Source organism: Bradyrhizobium sp. USDA3010 (genome assembly GCF_056429065.1).
Window position 1 is genome coordinate 217,644 of the sequence record NZ_JBWJZD010000007.1, and the last position, 13,855, is coordinate 231,498.

15 protein-coding genes are annotated in these 13,855 nt (G+C 65.9%); 11 read left to right on the top strand and 4 right to left on the bottom strand.

The window, feature by feature from the left end; all coding sequences use genetic code 11:
* Positions 1–28 precede the first annotated feature (28 nt).
* The 4 genes from AC066Y_RS14150 (at position 29) to AC066Y_RS14165 (ending at position 3,417) form a co-directional block, all read left to right on the top strand.
* Complete coding sequence (locus tag AC066Y_RS14150; RefSeq protein WP_478274394.1) at positions 29–265, top strand: hypothetical protein; 237 nt, start codon at positions 29–31, stop codon at positions 263–265.
* A gap of 25 nt (positions 266–290) precedes the next feature.
* Positions 291–1,250, top strand: a complete 960-nt coding sequence (locus AC066Y_RS14155; RefSeq protein ID WP_478274395.1) for a LysR family transcriptional regulator — start codon at positions 291–293, stop codon at positions 1,248–1,250.
* An 88-nt stretch (positions 1,251–1,338) separates the two neighbouring features.
* Positions 1,339–2,049, top strand: coding sequence for an SDR family NAD(P)-dependent oxidoreductase (locus AC066Y_RS14160; protein WP_478274396.1), 711 nt, complete (start codon positions 1,339–1,341; stop codon positions 2,047–2,049).
* Positions 2,050–2,178: 129 nt separating this feature from the next.
* Positions 2,179–3,417, top strand: a complete 1,239-nt coding sequence (locus tag AC066Y_RS14165; RefSeq protein ID WP_478274397.1) for a YbfB/YjiJ family MFS transporter — start codon at positions 2,179–2,181, stop codon at positions 3,415–3,417.
* Here AC066Y_RS14165 and AC066Y_RS14170 read toward each other — a convergent pair.
* The 4 genes from AC066Y_RS14170 to AC066Y_RS14185 all read right to left on the bottom strand — a co-directional run bounded on the left by AC066Y_RS14170 (position 3,414) and on the right by AC066Y_RS14185 (position 7,281).
* Entirely contained in the window at positions 3,414–4,565 is a 1,152-nt protein-coding gene (locus tag AC066Y_RS14170; protein ID WP_478274398.1) for an aminotransferase class V-fold PLP-dependent enzyme, read from the bottom strand. The genes AC066Y_RS14165 and AC066Y_RS14170 overlap by 4 nt on opposite strands.
* A gap of 55 nt (positions 4,566–4,620) precedes the next feature.
* Positions 4,621–5,508 (bottom strand): hypothetical protein, encoded by an 888-nt coding sequence (locus AC066Y_RS14175; protein ID WP_478274399.1) that lies wholly within the window; start codon positions 5,506–5,508, stop codon positions 4,621–4,623.
* Positions 5,509–5,596: 88 nt separating this feature from the next.
* Entirely contained in the window at positions 5,597–6,349 is a 753-nt protein-coding gene (gene fliP, locus AC066Y_RS14180) for a flagellar type III secretion system pore protein FliP (protein WP_478274400.1), read from the bottom strand.
* The gene (locus AC066Y_RS14185; RefSeq protein WP_207831095.1) at positions 6,346–7,281 is read right to left on the bottom strand and encodes a flagellar biosynthetic protein FliO; all 936 of its coding nucleotides are present in this window, start codon (positions 7,279–7,281) and stop codon (positions 6,346–6,348) included. Before AC066Y_RS14185 ends, fliP begins: the two co-directional genes overlap by 4 nt.
* Before the next feature lie 371 nt (positions 7,282–7,652).
* Here AC066Y_RS14185 and flgB point away from each other — a divergent pair, with 371 nt between their 5' ends.
* From flgB to cckA, 7 genes are all read left to right on the top strand, one after another.
* Positions 7,653–8,063 carry a flagellar basal body rod protein FlgB gene (flgB, locus tag AC066Y_RS14190; RefSeq protein WP_092115395.1) on the top strand — a complete coding sequence of 137 codons (411 nt, stop codon included), beginning with the start codon at positions 7,653–7,655 and terminating at the stop codon, positions 8,061–8,063.
* Positions 8,064–8,090: 27 nt separating this feature from the next.
* Positions 8,091–8,516: a flagellar basal body rod protein FlgC gene (flgC, locus tag AC066Y_RS14195; RefSeq protein ID WP_097675999.1), complete on the top strand. Its 426-nt coding sequence runs from the start codon at positions 8,091–8,093 to the stop codon at positions 8,514–8,516.
* A gap of 26 nt (positions 8,517–8,542) precedes the next feature.
* On the top strand, positions 8,543–8,854 hold the full coding sequence (gene fliE, locus AC066Y_RS14200) for a flagellar hook-basal body complex protein FliE (protein WP_092115393.1): 312 nt from the start codon (positions 8,543–8,545) through the stop codon (positions 8,852–8,854).
* Between the two features lie 130 nt (positions 8,855–8,984).
* Entirely contained in the window at positions 8,985–9,248 is a 264-nt protein-coding gene (gene fliQ / locus AC066Y_RS14205) for a flagellar biosynthesis protein FliQ (protein WP_050401183.1), read from the top strand.
* Between the two features lie 18 nt (positions 9,249–9,266).
* A complete protein-coding gene (fliR, locus tag AC066Y_RS14210) occupies positions 9,267–10,037 on the top strand; it encodes a flagellar biosynthetic protein FliR (RefSeq protein ID WP_092115392.1) in 771 nt (256 codons plus the stop codon).
* 12 nt (positions 10,038–10,049) lie between these two features.
* Positions 10,050–11,123, top strand: coding sequence for a flagellar biosynthesis protein FlhB (flhB, locus tag AC066Y_RS14215; RefSeq protein ID WP_092115391.1), 1,074 nt, complete (start codon positions 10,050–10,052; stop codon positions 11,121–11,123).
* A gap of 141 nt (positions 11,124–11,264) precedes the next feature.
* Complete coding sequence (cckA, locus tag AC066Y_RS14220; protein ID WP_478274468.1) at positions 11,265–13,844, top strand: cell cycle histidine kinase CckA; 2,580 nt, start codon at positions 11,265–11,267, stop codon at positions 13,842–13,844.
* Positions 13,845–13,855 lie beyond the last annotated feature (11 nt).

Here is a 13,855-nt window from a genome sequence, read left to right on the forward strand (position 1 = left end):
ATGTCGCCAGCCGGGAGGACGCCGTCACATGAGCAAGCCGATCAAGACCGAAGCCGAACTCGTCGCGATGGCGCGGGCCGAGTTGAAGGTCCATGCCGACTGCCCCGACGGCATCAACATCTCCGTGCTGCGCGACGGCGACAGCTGGGAATTTCGCGCCAGCGCCAACGAGGCCACGGTGGCGCGGCCCGGCTACCCCGAATGCGTCGCGATGCTGGTGCAGATCGGCGATCACCTCAGCAAGCAGTATGACGTAGAGGGCTAGTGGCGGCCGCGAACCGGGGAGAGCGATGGACCGCATCGACGCCATGAAGGTCTTCGTCGCGGCGGTCGACGAGGGCAGCCTTGCCGGTGCGGGGCGGAAGCTACGGCGCTCGCCAGCGGCGATCAGCCGGGCGATCGCGTTCCTCGAGCATCATGTCGGGGCCGAGCTGCTTCATCGTACCACGCGGTCGCTGAAGCTGAGCGACGCCGGCCAGCGTTACGCGGCGGCGTGCCGGCGGATCCTCAGCGAGCTCGAGGAGGCCGACATCTCGGCCGGCGGCGAGCGGTCGGCGCCGCGCGGCACGCTGACCATCACCGCACCCGTCGTCGTCGGCGAGGACGTGCTGCGGCCGCTGCTCGACGCCTTCATGACCGAGTATCCGGCAGTGACGGTGCGGCTCGTGATGCTCGATCGCACCGTCAACCTGATCGACGAGGGCATCGACGTCGCGCTGCGCATCGCGCAGCTCGCCGATTCCAATTTTGTCGCGATCAAGCTCGGCGAGGTGCGCCGCGTGGTCGCGGCGTCGCCGGGTTATCTCGCGCAGCATCCCGTGATCGGCGAGCCGGCTGATCTCGCAAAGCACCAGATCATCGCAATGACGCATTTCGGGCTCGACTCCTGGAGCTTTCCGCCGGCCGCGAAGTCGAAGGTGGCGCGCGCGGTCCAGTTCGCGCCGCGCCTTGTCGTCAACACGGTGCGGGCAGCGGTCGCCTCGGCCAGCGAAGGGCACGGCGTCACCCGGCTGTTCTCGTATCACATTGCCGAGGAAATCCGTGACGGGCGATTGCAGATCCTGCTTGCCAAGGACGAGCATCCGGCCTTGCCGGTGCATCTGTTGGCGCCGCAGGGTCGCTTCGACGTGCCCAAGGTGCGCGCCTTCGTCGATTTCGCGACGCCGCGGCTGAAACGCTATTTCGAGCGGCTGTCGCGCGAGGCCAGCCGGGCCAGTCGTTCGCGCCGCGGAAGAGTGTCTGCCGAATAGCGGGCATTCGCACGAAATGCGGATGTATCTAGCTTGCTCTCCATCGAGGCGGTGCTGATGCCGCTTCAGCAACACATGGAGAGAGATCATGGGTGCAGAGCAGAAGGTTGCCATCATCACCGGTGCGTCGCAGGGGATCGGCGAAGCGCTCGTCAAGGGCTATCGCGATCGCAACTACCGCGTCGTCGCCAATTCCCGCAGCATCAAGCCGTCGACCGATGCTGATGTGCTGGCGGTCCCGGGCGACATCGGCGATCCCGAGGTAGCCGATCGCATCGTCAAGCAGGCGCTGGCGCGCTTCGGCCGTGTCGACACGCTGGTCAACAATGCCGGCATCTTTGTCGCCAAGCCGTTCACCGACCACACCGATCAGGATTACGCCGCGGTGCTCGCAACCAACCTCAACGGCTTCTTCTACATCACCCGCCGCGTGGCGAAGGAGATGGTCAAGCAGGGGTCGGGGCATATCGTGCAGATCACGACCAGCCTGGTCGACCATGCCAACAGCAACGTGCCCTCGGTGCTGGCGTCGCTGACCAAGGGCGGGCTCAGCGCGGCGACCAAGTCGCTCGCGATCGAATATGCCGCCAAGGGCATCCGCGTGAACGCGGTTGCGCCCGGCGTGATCAAGACGCCGATGCACGCCCCCGAGACCCACGACTTCCTCGCCAAGCTGCATCCGGTGGGCCGCATGGGCGAGATGAAGGACATCGTCGACGCCGTGCTGTTCCTGGAAGGCGCGGGCTTCGTCACCGGCGAGATCCTGCATGTCGACGGCGGCCAGAGCGCCGGTCACTAAGGCGCTGACGGCTTTTGCCACATCGAACCTGGCACCTCTGCCGATCGGGAGAGTGAGCTGTGATCGCTGCGAGCGATTGCTGCGATCGCAACTAATCATTTTTCACGAACGGCCGGAGGGCCTACTGCGATGTCCATGTCAGCCAATGTCGATCATGACAGGCGCCATCACGCCGAGCCGCATCGCGATACAAGCGGGCCGCTATGGCTGTCCGCAGCCGCGGGACTGTGCGCCTCGCTGGTCGGGCTCGGGCTGGCGCGCTTTGCCTACACGCCGCTGATCCCGGCGCTGATAGCAGCGAAATGGTTCACGCCGGCGGAAGCGGTGTATCTCGGTGCCGCCAACCTTGCCGGCTATCTCGCCGGCGCGCTGATCGCCCGCGATCTCGGCGCGCGCGTCGGTTCGGTGTGGGCGCTGCGCGGCATGATGGTGCTGGCGGCCGTGACCTGCTTTGCCTGCGCGGTGCCGATCTCCTTCATCTGGTTCTTCGGCTTCCGCTTTCTCGCCGGCATCAGCGGCGGCGTGATCATGGTGCTGGCGGCGACCGCGATCCTGCCGAACACCGCGCCGAGCAAGCGCGGTTTGATCGGCGGCGTGATCTTCGCCGGTGTCGGACTGGGGGTCGCCGCGTCAGGGACGCTGGTGCCGCTGTTGCTGCAGCAGGGCATCAAGCAGGCCTGGTACGGCCTTGGCGTGCTGTCGGCGGTGCTGACATTGATCAGCTGGAAGGCATGGCCCGCGGAAGTGCCTGCCTCGCATGCTGCGGCCGAGCAGCCTGCTGCGCATAGTGTGCGCTCGCCGCTGGTGATCGCGCTGTGCGTGGAATATGGCCTCAATGCGCTGGCGCTGGTGCCGCACATGGTGTTCCTGGTTGATTATGTCGCCCGCGGCCTCGGGCAGGGGATCGCGGCAGGATCATATTACTGGGTGCTGTACGGCATCGGCGCCGTGGTCGGCCCGCTGCTGACAGGACATCTCGCCGATCGCGCCGGCTTCGCTGCGGCGCTGCGCGCGGCGTTCCTGATCGAGGCCGTTGCGGTCGCGTTGCCCGCCGTGACGAACTCGCCCGCCGCGCTGATAGTGTCGAGCCTCATCGTCGGCGGCTTCACGCCCGGCATCGTGCCGCTGGTGATCGGCCGCATCCACGAACTGATCCCGCATTCCGCCGCGAGCCAGCGCTCGGCCTGGGCGCAGGCGACCACGACCTTCGCACTGTTCCAGGCGGCGGGCGCCTACGGCCTGTCCTGGCTGTTCGCGCAGAGCGGCGGCGATTATACGCTGCTGTTCGTGATCGGCGCGGCCGGCGTCGCGGTCGCGCTGGCGATTGAATTGTTCAGCGTCGTGGCGCTGGGACGAAAGCGAGGCTAGCCGCGCAGCGCTTTCGTCAAGACAGCGACGAAGCGGTCGACATCCGCCTCGTCGTTGAAGACGTGCGGCGAGATCCGCATCCGGCCGAGCCGCAGCGCGACATGGATGTTCTCGGCGGCGAGCCGCGCGATCAGCTCCTTCGGAATTCCGTCGGCCATGCTGAGGCTCAGGATGTGCGGCGCACGCAGGCCGCGCGCCGGCAAATTGAGCCCGAGATCGCGCACCCCGTCGGCGATCCGCTCGTTCAGCATCGCGAGCCGCGCGCTGACGGCGGCAGCGCCCCATTCCGCCATCATCTCCATGCCGATCGAGGCCATCTCCAGTGTGATGAAATGATCGCGCTCGCCCATGTCATAGCGCCGGGCATTGTCGACATAGGCGAGATCGCCGAAATAGACCGGGTTCTCGGAGTTCACATTGCGGCGGCCGGCGGAGGTCTGCTCCAGCGGCACACCGTTCTGGTGGCGTTTTGCAACGTAGAGAAAGGCGCGGCCGTAGGGGCCGATCAGCCATTTGTAGGTCGGGAAGATCACGGCGTCCGGATCAAGTCGTGTCACGTCCATCGCCACGACACCCGTGCTCTGCGTCGCGTCGATCACGAACATCGCACCCTGCCGCCGCAGTGCGGCCTGCACCTTGTCGACGTCGATGATGCCGCCGTCGGACCAGTGCACTGACGAGATCGAGGCGAGGCCGACCGGCGGCGCGCCCGAGCGGTCGATCGTTGCAAGCACCGCCGACGTCCAGTCGCCATCGGCGGGCTGGCGCACGGTGTCGACGACGAACCCCTGCGCCTCGGCGCGGGCGTGCCATTCCAGCACCGGCGAGGAGTGGTCGTTCTCCAGCACGATGACGCGGGTGCCGCGTGGAATGGTTAGGGCCTTCGCCACGGTCGCTATGCCGTAGCTGATCGCCGGGATCAGCGCGATGTCATTCGCATCGGCATTGATCAGGCGCGCCGCCGCGGTGCGCGCGCGTTCATGCTGGCGGCCGGCGAAGCCGGCGTCGATCGTCCAGGGCTGGCCCTTGCGTCCGACCGCCGCGCGGCCGGCGTCGAGCGTTTTCAACGGCAGCGGGCTGTAGGACGCGGAGTTCAGGTAGCAGACCTCGCGTGGGATCTCGAACAGATGGCGCTGGGAGGGAAGCATGTCGTCTCGTGGCTGGGGATGCTGATGATGTCGCGATGCGGACGAGTGCGCGCGCTCATCCGTCATACTGGTCCGGCCCCATCGCCCACGGCGCCTGGTCGTAGCCGTTGGCGAAGGTGCGGTTGGTTTGCGCCGGATTGCGGTTGATCAGCGGCCGCAGATACATCGGATAGGTGGCGCTGCGCACCTCATGCTCGACGGTGAACAGGTGCCGGCCGTTGGCAGGATCGACGATGTCGCAAAAGCGGTACTGGTACTGATTGTCCTCGCGGGACACCAGGTTGAGCTCGCGCAGCCGCTTGTGGGGGCCGGAGAAGTCCGTGATGTAGATCTGGACGTGATGGCCGTCGAACTCGCTCTGCACCTGGTCGGTCTCGCGGAATTGCAGGTACTGATCCTTGCCGACCTTGGCGCGCGCGACGACAGCTTCGCCGCTCACGACGCTGGCGGGGATGCCCATGATTTCGGGATAGAACCGGCTGATCGCCTCGGCCGTGCCGCGCGGCACGTCGAACTCGACATAGGGCATGCCGAGCGCGATGCGCCCGAACCGCTCGGCGTCCGGTTCAAAGCAGCGGAGCCGATTGCCCCACGGGCAAATGGCCTCGACGTGATCGTTGCGCTCGCGATAGCTGAACGCGGTGCCTTCGAGCTTGGGCGCAACCGCGGCAAGCCGCTGGAGCAGGGCCTGCCGTCCGGCGATCACGATCGCCGTGTGGCCGCGCAACACCTGCGGCCTGCCGCTCGGCAGATGAAACTGGCTGCGGCCGGCATTGACCCACATGTTGCTGTCGGAGACCATCAGATAGGGATCGCGGGTCAGCCCGATGCCGGCGACGTAGAACAGCGTGGCGAGGCGCTGGTCCGGCACCTGCACGTTGACATGCTCGAGATGGATGGCGTTGCCGAGATCTTCTGCGGCGCGGTCGAATGGCTGCTGCACGGCACGGCTCCCTGGATGCGGTGCCGCGCATGATAGTGCAACGGCACGGCCGATCCAGCGATGAGGCCATGAATGTTTCGCGGGGCTGCTACCCCCCGTAACTCTGCACCAGGCTGCCGGCCACCAGCGCCCAGCCGTCGACCAGCACGAAGAAGATCAGCTTGAACGGCAGCGAGACTACCACCGGCGGCAGCATCATCATGCCCATCGACATCAAGACCGAGGCGACCACGAGGTCGATGATCAGGAACGGCAGGAACAGGAGGAAGCCGATCTCGAAGGCGCGCTTCAGCTCCGAGATCATGAAGGCCGGGACCAGGATGCGCAGCGACATCTCCTCCGGCGTCGCCGGTGGCGGCTCGCCGGAGAGGTAAATGAACAGCTTCAGATCCTTCTCGCGGACGTTCTTTTGCATGAAGCCGCGCAAGGGGACCGAGGCGCGCTGCAGCGCTTCCTCGACGCCGATCTGGTTGGCGACCAATGGCTTGATGCCGTCCTCATAGGATTTCTGCAGCACCGGCCCCATCACGAAGGCGGTGAGGAACATCGCAAGCGCGATCATCACCGAGTTCGGCGGCGCGGTCGCGGTGCCGAGCGCGGTGCGCAGCAGCGAGAGCACGACCACGATGCGCGTGAACGACGTCATCATGACCAGGATCGACGGCGCGATCGACAGCACCGTGAGCAGCGCGATCAGCTGGATCGCGCGCTCGGTCACGCCGCCATTGCCGCCGCCGAGATTGATGCTGATATCCTGCGCCATCGCCGGATTGGCGAAGGATCCGGCGGCGATCAGGACAGCGATGAAAAAAACTCTACGCGGGACGGTCCCTGATCTCACGAAGGATTCTTCGGTCGGCCGAGCAGCGATGCCATCTCGTCCTCGAGATTCTCGAAGCCGCTCTTCTGCCCGCCGGCGGGCGGGGCAGGCGGCTCGCTACGCGGCGCCCGAACCGGCGGCGCCTCGGGCGCAACCGGTGGCGCGACGGTCTCGCCGGCGCCGGTCGGGCGACGCAGTGCCGCCTCGAGCCGCTGCGCCATCTCGGCCAAATTTGCATCGGCGTTCGATGCCGGCGGCACCGGCGGAGGCGCCTGGGTTGCGACCGGCGGCGGAGCAGGGGGAGGCGGTGGCGGCGGTGTGACGGCACGCTCGGGCGCCCGCGGCGGGGCCTTCGGCGGCTCGGCAGCGCGCGGCGGACGCGGGATGACGGGTTCGGAGCGCGGCGGCAGGCGCGGCGGCATCGGATCGGGCCGCGGTTCGCTGCGCTCGGCCGTGAAGCCCGCGAGCGGATCGTTGCGACGCTCGGCGATCGGCGGCGGGGGCCGGCGCAGCTCGTCGGCGAAGGAGGGGCGTGCCTGACGCGGCGGCAGCTCCGGCTCGGGAAGGTCGAAATTGTCGGAACGGGCGGCTTCGCTCTCGTTCCAGGCGGCATCCGGAAGCGGCGCCACGCGCGGCGGAGCGGCATCGGCTGCGACCGCGGGGCGCGTCGACATCTGATCGCGCCCCGGCATCGCGCGGACGATATTCGGCTCGACGACGATGTCGGTCGGGCCACCGATCATCAGCAGATGCTCGATGTTGTCGCGGCGGACCAGCACCAGCCGGCGGCGGCCATCGACGGCAGCCGCGTCGATCACGGCCAGTCGCGGCATGCGTCCGCGGTTGGCGTTGGCGCCGAGGCGGTTTCCGGCGAAGCGGCGAACGAGCCATGCGGTGACGCCGATCAGCGCCAGCACGACAACGAATGCCAAGACGAATGTAATGACCTGCATATTGGAGTCCCCGGCCATCGTGGCCTTCCTCAGCTTCCGCCATCAACGAGCGCGGATTGATAGGTGCGGTTTTGCGCTGCGAATCGCGCCCGAGATTCGCCTTATTTCTTAATTCCCAGCGGCTTGCAGCCGACTGTTCTATTAATAAACCAAGAATCGCTTGTCCCAAAACGACTTCTCAGCGCCCCACGCTGTCTTGGTTTGTGCTGGTTAACGCAGCATTCGTGGCGAAAATGCGCTCGCGGGCCGCTGTTGCAGCGTTCTCCACGGCTCCGTCCGACATTTTAACCACCCGTTAACCATACACCGGGCAAATTCTGCCTACCTCGGAAGGCCCAAGGGGCGTCCAAGAGGTTAACGGAGCCGCGGCGATGTCCATGAACGATCTGCCGATCCTGTCGGCGTTGCGCAGCAAGATGCAGTGGCACCAGGAGCGCCAGCGGGTGCTCGCCGAGAACATTTCCAATTCCGACACGCCGAACTTCCGGCCGCGCGACCTGGTCGAGCCGAAGTTCGACCGGACCGGCACCACGGTCGGCGGCGGCATGGGGACGCTGCCGATGATGCAGACCAGCGCCACCCACATGGCGGCCTCCGGCGCCCCCGACACGTTCGACAATGATCGCGGCAAGAGCGGGTTCCAGACCCGCCCGGCCGGCAATGCGGTCAATCTCGAGGACCAGATGCTGAAAGTGTCGGCCAACCAGATGGACTACGCGGCCGTCACCTCGCTCTACAGCAAGAGCCTGCATCTGCTGAAGACCGCGATCGGCAAGGGCTAGGCCGCCTGACGGCGGCGGGAGGATCCCATGGCAGATGGAACAAGCGATTTCACCCGCTCGATGAGCATCGCGACGTCAGGCCTGCGCGCGCAGGCGGGGCGGATGCGGGTGATCTCGGAAAATATCGCCAACGCCGATTCGACGGCGCAGACCGCGGGCGGCGATCCCTACCGCCGCAAGGTGCCGACCTTCTCCTCGGCGCTCGATCGTTCGCTCGACGCCCAGGTCGTGACGCTCGGTCGGATCCGCCCCGACCAGTCGTCATTCCGCATCAAGCACGAGCCGGGCAATCCGGCGGCGGACGCCTCCGGCAACGTCAAATATCCGAACGTCAATTCGATGGTCGAAATGACCGACATGCGCGACGCCCAGCGCTCCTACGAGGCGAACCTCAACATCATCAGCGCGACGCGGCGAATGATCCAGCGCACGCTCGACATCCTCAAGTCCTGACGCAGCAAGAACAGGGAACGTAAATCATGGCTACACCGACCGTCGCCGCCAACGCCTACGCCAACCTCGCGAAATTGATGGAGCGCGGCGGTGTTGAGAAGGCCGGGCAGGCCGTCGCCGGCCCGTCCTTCAGCGCGCTGCTGAAAGACTCCGTCGGCAGCGTGCTGGAAGCGGGCAAGAAGTCCGACGCGCAGACCATGGCGATGGCCTCCGGCAAGGCGAATGTGATGGATGTGGTGACGGCGGTCGCTGACACCGACGTTGCGGTGTCGACGCTGGTCTCGGTGCGCGACCGCGTGATCCAGGCCTATGAAGACATCATGAAGATGCCGATTTGACGCCCGTCAGGACGTTATCCCGATCCCGGGGCGATGCGCAGCATCGAACCCGGGATCTCGAGGTTCCGGGTTCGATGCTCTGCATGGCTCCGGAACGACGGTGCAAAACAATAATAGCGAGAACACTGCAATGACCGGCCCTGAAACACTCGACGTGGCGCGCGATGCGATCTGGACCATCGTGCTGGTGTCGTCGCCTTTGATGGTGGTCGGCCTCGTGGTCGGCGTCGTGGTGTCGTTGTTCCAGGCACTGACCCAGATCCAGGAACAGACGCTCGTCTTCGTGCCGAAGATTCTCGCAATCTTCGTCACATTACTGCTGGCGCTGCCCTTCATGGCGGACGCGCTCAGTAGCCACATGATGCGGATTTCGTCGCGAATCATCGGCGGTTGATGCACTAATGCGGCGGTCATGCGCATCGATGTCTCCCTGCTTCCGGCGCTGGCCGCAATCTTCGTGCTGGTCTTCGCGCGCGTGGGCGCGATGGTGATGCTGCTGCCCGGTTTCGGCGAGAGCAACATCCCGGCACGGGTCAAGCTGTCGATCGCGCTGCTGCTGACGCTGATCATCCTTCCCCTGCATCGCAACGCCTATCATGTCGACCTGACGTCGATCTCCTCGCTCGGCGTCCTGATGGTGCACGAGCTGATCATCGGCATCGTGCTCGGCGCGACCGCGCGGGTGACGCTGTCGGCGCTCAACGTCGCGGGCTCCGTGATTGCGCAGCAGCTCGGGCTCGGCTTCGTCACCGCGGTCGACCCGACCCAGGGGCAGCAGGGCCAGATCGTCGGCAACTTCCTCACCATCCTCGGCCTGACGCTGCTGTTCGCCACCGACAGCCACTACCTCGTCATCGCGGCGCTGAGCGAAAGCTACCGCATCTTCTCGCCGGGCGAGATCATGCCGACCGGCGACGTCGCCGCGCTAGCGACCTCCGCGTTCTCCGCCGCCTTCAAGATCGGCCTGCAGCTGTCGGCGCCGTTCCTGGTGTTCGGCCTCGTCTTCAACATCGGGCTCGGCGTGCTGGCGCGGCTGATGCCGCAGATGCAGGTCTACTTCGTCGGCGTGCCGCTCTCGATCGTGGTCGGCTTCCTGATCTTCGGCGTCGTGCTCGCGGCGATGATGAATACCTATTTCGACTACTTCAACGGCGTCATGCGCCAACTCGCTCCAATGAATTAATCAGGAGAAGAGATGGCCGACGATACCGAAGACAAAACAGAAGACCCTACGCAAAAACGTCTCGATGACGCTCTTGAGAAAGGCGACGTCGTCAAGAGCCAGGAGGTCAACACCTGGTTCATCATCGCCGGCGCCACGCTGGTGCTGTCGACCTTCTCGGGCTCGATCGGCGGTGGCATCTTGATGCCGCTGCGCAATCTGATCGCCAATTCATGGATGATCCGCACCGACGGTGCCGGTCTGCTGCAACTGACCCAGACGCTCGGCTACGCCGTGGTCGCCGCGATCGGCGTGCCGTTCCTGATGCTGGCGCTGGCGGCGATCGCGGGCAACATGATCCAGCATCAGCTGGTGTGGTCGGGCGAGCAGCTCAAGCCGAAATTCTCCAAGATCTCGCCGGCGGCCGGCTTCAAGCGGCTGTTCGGCAAGCAGGCGGTGGCGAACTTCCTCAAAGGCCTGTTCAAGCTGATCGCGCTCGGCGTCGTGATGGTCATGGTGCTGTGGCCCGATCGGCTGCGGATGGAATCGTTCCTGCGGGTCGACCCGGCCGAGCTGCTGCCCGCCATCACCGGCATGACGGTGCACCTGCTGGCGGCGGTGGTCGCCCTCCTCGCCGTGGTTGCGATCGCCGACTACTTCTTCCAGTACCGGACCTGGTACGAGCGTCACAAGATGTCGCTGCAGGAGATGAAGGAGGAGTTCAAGCAGTCGGAAGGCGACCCGCACGTCAAGGGCAGGATCAAGCAGTTGCGGGTGCAGCGCGCCAAGAAGCGCATGATGGCCCAGGTTCCGAAGGCCTCGGTGATCATCACCAACCCGACCCACTATTCGGTGGCGCTGGCCTATGACCGCAGCATGTCGGCGCCGATCTGCGTCGCCAAGGGCGTCGACAACCTCGCCTTCAAGATCCGGGAGATCGCAAAGGAGCACGACATTCCGATCGTGGAGAACGTGCCGCTGGCCCGGGCGCTCTATGCGACCGTCGAAATCGACAAGGAAATCCCGGTCGAGCACTACCATGCGGTTGCCGAAATCATCGGCTACGTGATGCGGCTGAGGCGCGGCCTGTCCGGCCTGCGCCAGTAAGGGGCGGAAAACCGCTTGAAATGCGCGTAACTTGCGAAATTGCCGCCTGATGGACTTGCGTTTTCGGGTCCGATTCAGGCACTCAGGGGCGAGGTGGCCGGCCGGTCGCCTTCGTGATGCAGACGAGCCATGTCTCTCCAGATGACCGCCGATAGCAACGAACCTCCCGCGACCGAGCCGTTCGTGGCTCACGGGCCAGCGCGGCGGAGCGGCAGTATCCTGCTGGTGCTCCTGATCGCCACCGGCATCGTCGCGGTGGCGGTCTGGCTCATGACCATCGGCCGGACCCAAGCGCAGCCCTATATCCTCTTTGTGCTGGCGCTGCTCGCCACCGTCGGGCTGTTCAACCTGTTCGCCCTTGCCGCCGGCATCATCCGCTTCTCCGACCGCACGAGCGACGACCCGGTGATGGGGCGGATCGCCGACCACGCCCATGAAGGGCTCGTCGTCACCGATTCCCGGGGCCACGTGGTCTATTCCAACGCCGCCTATCTCGCGCTGACCGGCGCGGCCGGTCCGCAGGACGTCCGCCCCGTCGAACGCGTCTTCATCGGCAACCCCGACGTCTCCGAGGCGGTGTTCCGCCTGTTGAAGGCGGCGCGCGAGGGCAAGCGGCAGCAGGAGGAGGTCCGTGTCGCCGGGCACGAGGCCGGGCAAGGTGGTGGACAAGGCCGCTGGCTGCGCCTGCGGGTCCGCCCGCTCGGCGAGGGCAAGCGCGACGCGAAATATGCGGTGTGGTCGATCGCCGACGTCACCCGCGACCGCGAGCGCCAGGAAGACGTGTTCCAGGAGCTGCGGCACGCGATCGAATATCTCGATCATGCGCCGTGCGGCTTCTTCTCGGTCAATCCGGCGGGCGAGATCGCCTATATCAACGCTACGCTGGCCAACTGGCTGGACTACGATCTCGCCGAGATCGGCTCGGGCGGCCTGAAGCTGACCGACATCGTCTCGGGCGACGGCGCGGCGCTGCTGACCTCGATCGCGGCGGTGCCCGGCGAGGTCAAGACCGAGGTGTTCGACATCGACCTGCGGATGCGCGGCGGCAAGACCGTGCCGGTGCGGCTCTATCACAAGCTCGCCTTCGGCGCCGACGGCGCGGCGGGCGCCTCGCGCACGCTGGTGATCAGCCGCGCCCGCGACGAGCATTCCGATCCGGAGCGTGCCGCCGAGGTGCGCTTCATGCGCTTCTTCGACCATACGCCGATGGCGATCGCGACCGTCGATCGCGGCGGCAACGTGGTCGGCGCCAATGCGCGCTATGCCAAGCTGGCGCAGGGGCTGAACGGCGACGGCGGCGCGGCCAAGTCGATCTTCCGCGCAGTCAATCCGCGCGACCGGGGCCTGCTGATCGCCGCGATCAACCAGGCTGCCGAAGGCCAGGGCGACATCGCGCCGGTCGAGGTGATGCTCGACGGGCCCAAGGAGCGCTCCGCCCAGTTCTTCGTCACCACCGTCGAGAAGGACGAGCGCGACGCCGAGACCGCGATCGTCTACATGCTCGAGACCACCGAGCGGCGCGCGCTGGAAAACCAGATCAACCAGTCGCAGAAGATGGAGATGGTCGGCCAGCTCGCCGGCGGCATCGCGCACGACTTCAACAACGTGCTGTCGGCCATCATGATGGCGAATGACTTCCTGCTGAACGCGCACAAGCCGACTGACCCGTCGTTCCAGGACATCATGCAGATCAAGCAGAACGCTACCCGCGCCGCGACGCTGGTGCGGCAGCTGCTTGCGTTCTCGCGCCGCCAGACGCTGCGGCCGCAGGTGCTCGATCTCGGCGATGCGCTCTCTGACCTCACCATGCTGCTGCGCCGGCTGATCGGCGAGAAGGTCAAGCTCGACCTCGTGCATGGCCGCGATCTATGGCCGGTCAAGGTCGACGTCTCGCAATTCGAGCAGGTGGTGGTCAATCTCGCGGTGAACGCGCGCGACGCGATGCCCGACGGCGGCAAGCTGATCATCCGCACCACCAATGTGCCGACCGAGGAGGCCGCGCAGCTCGCCAACAAGGGCATGCCGGCAGCGGATTACGTGAAGATCGAGATTTCGGACACCGGCACCGGCATTCCGCACGAGATCATCGACAAGATCTTCGAGCCGTTCTTCTCGACCAAGGAAGTCGGCAAGGGCACCGGCCTCGGCCTGTCCACGGTCTACGGCATCGTCAAGCAGACCGGCGGCTTCGTCTATGTCGATTCCGTGCCGGGCGGCGGCACCACGTTCCGGATCTATTTGCCGCGGCATCACCAGGAGCAGGAGGTCGCACCGGAGGTGCACGCCGGCAACGGCGCGGCATTGGAGACTGCTACCACAGAAGCCGCCAAGCCGAAGCCGGATCTCACCGGGCAGGGCACCATCCTGCTGGTCGAGGACGAGGACGGCCTGCGCTCGCTGAATGCGCGCGGCCTGCGTTCGCGCGGCTACAGCGTGATCGAGGCGGCGAACGGCGTCGAGGCGCTGGAGGCGTTCGAGGAGAACAACGGCAAGGTCGATCTCGTGGTGTCCGACGTCGTGATGCCGGAAATGGACGGGCCGACGCTGCTGAAGGAAATGCGCAGCCGCAATGCGGAGCTGAAGATCATCTTCGTCTCGGGCTATGCCGAGGACGCCTTCGAGAAGAGCCTGCCGGAGAACCAGCAGTTCGCGTTCCTGCCGAAGCCGTTCACGCTGACGCAGCTGGTTGCCGCGGTGAAGGAAACCATGACGGCGAATTAGGCCCGGGTGAC